The following is a 2440-nucleotide window of genomic DNA, read 5'->3' on the forward strand; positions in this document are numbered from 1 at the left end:
AGCGGACCCTGGGCGTGCAGCTGCTGGACCGCACCGGCCGCACGGTGCGGCTCACCGACGCCGGCGCCGTCTACGCCGAGCACGCCCGCCGCGCGCTGCGCGACCTGGCCGCCGCCGAGCGCGCCGTCCACGACGTCACGGACCTCTCCCGGGGCCACCTGCGCCTGGGCGTCACCCCCACCTTCACCGCCTACCTGGTCGGCCCGCTCACCGCCGAGCTCCACGCCCGCCACCCCGGCATCGGGCTGACGCTGACGGAGATGCCCCAGGACCGCATCGAGGCGGCCCTGCTCGCCGACGGGCTCGACCTCGGGATCGCCTTCGACGGCCCCCACCCACCCTCCGTCACCGCCACGGCCCTGTTCACGGAGACCCTCAGCCTCGTCACCGGCCCCGCGCACCCCCGTGAGGGCGAGACGCCCGGCCCGCTACCCGTCCGCGCCGTCGAGGACGAGCAACTCGCGCTGCTCAGAGGGGACTTCGCCACCCGTGAGCACATCGACGCCTACTTCGCACGCCACGGCGTCCAGCCGCGCATCGCGGTCGAGGCCAACTCCCTCCAGGCCCTCACCGAGATCGTCCGGCGCACCCCCCTCGCCACCGTCCTGCCCGACGCCGTCACCCACGACCACCCCCACCTCACCCCCGTCCCCCTCGACCCGCCCCTGCCCAGCCGCACCGTCACCCTCCTGCACCGCGAAGGCGCCTACCGGAGCGCCGCCGCGCGGGCCTTCACTGCGCTCGCCCACGACCTCGTCCGCGCACGCGGCTACGCGCCGGCCCCGTGAACCGGGGTCGCGGCTGAGGCCAGGGCCCGGGGGAGCCCGGCGCGGATGCCCGCGATCAGGGTGCGGCTCGCTTCGAGGGCGGCCGCCTTGGCCTGGACGGGGTTGGTGTCGGCCCGCTGGTGGAGGACCACGCCGAGGATGAGCCGCTGCGCACCCCCGACCTCCTGGGTGGCGGCCCACATCAGGTTGCCGCCCGCCGGGGTCGAGGAGCCGGTCTTCAGGCCTATGACCCCGTCCTGGCCGAGCAGGGTGTTCGTGTTGTGGATCTGCGTGCCGGTGCCGGGGGCCGTGATGGCGGGCAGGGCGACGACCTGCCGGAAGGCCGCGTCCTTCATGACGGCGCGGGCCAGCTTCAGCTGGTCGGCCGCCGTGCTGCGGGTGCTGGACTCCATGCCGGCGACGCCGGTGTAGGTGGTGCGGTCCATCCCGAGCCGCCGGGCGGCCCGGTTCATCTTCTTCACGAACTCCCGCTCGTCCCCGGCGTCCCAGCGGGCGAGCAGCCGGGCGACGTTGTTGCCGGAAGGCACCAGCATCAGCTCCAGCAGCTCCCGCTGGGTGTACGCGCGTCCGGCCACCACCGGGGCGGTGGACTCCGTCGCGGAGAAGGACTCGTCGGCGGCGCGCTGGTCGGCGACCACCGTCTCCCCCGGCTCGTCGGGACGCAGCGGATGGCCGCCGAGGACGACGTAGGCGGTCATGACCTTGGTGACGCTGGCGATCGGCACCGGCCGCTGCGCGCCCTTGGAACCGAGGCTGCCGACGCCCTCCACCTCGGCGGCCGCCTGGCCCTCCGTCGGCCAGGGCAGCTCCAGGGCCCCGGCCAGGGAGCCGAGCGCGTCGGCGGCCTGGTCGTGCCGGGCGTCGCCGCCCCAGGCGTACCAGCCGCCCGTGCCGGCCGTGAACACGGCGGCGAGGGCCACGGGCACCAGGACGGACCTGCGGAGGCGGGGGCGGAAGGCGAAGAGGGAGCGGAGGCGGCAGCGGAGACGGGGGCGGTTTGACGTGGGTTCGACGGGCATGGGGAAGGACCTCCCGGGGGACGGATACGGCGGTGCGGCGGTCGTCCGCACCCGCAACACCCTCGGGGAGTGGCTCTTCCGGACCGGTGCGGCCGCGTTTCCGCGGCCGCGAGGTCGTATTGCGGTTCCGTTTCAGCCCGCGGAAGGCTCAGGCCAGAAGGTCCAGGGTGGCCACCGCGCCTCCGCCCGGGTCGTTGGCGAAGGTGAGGCGGGCTCCGAGGACCTCCGCCTGCCCCAGGGCGATGGTCAGTCCGAGTCCGTGTCCCCGGCCCCGTTCCGCCGACCCGGTGCGGAAGCGCTGCGGACCCTCGGCGAGGAGGTCGGCGGGGAATCCCGGCCCGTGGTCGCGTACGACGATCCGCGCGCCCTCGACGGCGACCTGTACGGGCCCCGCGCCGTGCCGGTGCGCGTTGGTGACCAGGTTGACGACGATCCGCTCCACCCGGCGCGGATCGGTCTCGACCGGCTCGGCGTTCTCCTGTGCCCCCTCGACCCGGGTGTCCGTCCCGGTCCGGCGGACCACGTCGGCGACGAGTTCGCCCAGGGGCACCGGGTCGGTACGGGCCCGTTCGTCGTCCGTCTTGGCCTCGACCGCCTCCGTGGTGGAGAAGAGGACGGCCGGGTCCAGGTTGC

At 75.1% G+C, this 2440-nt stretch carries 3 protein-coding genes; 1 reads left to right on the forward strand and 2 read right to left on the reverse strand.

The features are described from left to right. A partial coding sequence (gene cynR, locus AB0O29_RS35075) for a transcriptional regulator CynR (protein ID WP_365160261.1) occupies nt 1-788 on the forward strand: 788 nt, incomplete at its 5' end. On the opposite strand, the gene AB0O29_RS35080 is transcribed toward cynR, so the two are convergent. Together AB0O29_RS35080 and AB0O29_RS35085 are read right to left on the reverse strand one after the other, a co-directional pair. Continuing rightward, nucleotides 770-1807: a serine hydrolase gene (locus tag AB0O29_RS35080; RefSeq protein ID WP_365160263.1), complete on the reverse strand. Its 1038-nt coding sequence runs from the start codon at nt 1805-1807 to the stop codon at nt 770-772. The two genes, cynR and AB0O29_RS35080, sit on opposite strands and share 19 nt — an antisense overlap. Nucleotides 1808-1955: 148 nt before the next feature. Next, a partial coding sequence (locus tag AB0O29_RS35085) for an ATP-binding protein (RefSeq protein WP_365160266.1) occupies nt 1956-2440 on the reverse strand: 485 nt, incomplete at its 5' end.

It is taken from the genome of Streptomyces sp. NPDC089915 (genome assembly GCF_040684675.1).
Lineage (GTDB): Bacteria > Actinomycetota > Actinomycetes > Streptomycetales > Streptomycetaceae > Streptomyces.

Coding starts and splice junctions, on each gene's coding strand:
- AB0O29_RS35080 (WP_365160263.1), bottom strand. CDS start 1,807: ATGCCCGTCGAACCCACGTCAAACCGCCCCCGTCTCCGCTGCCGCCTC.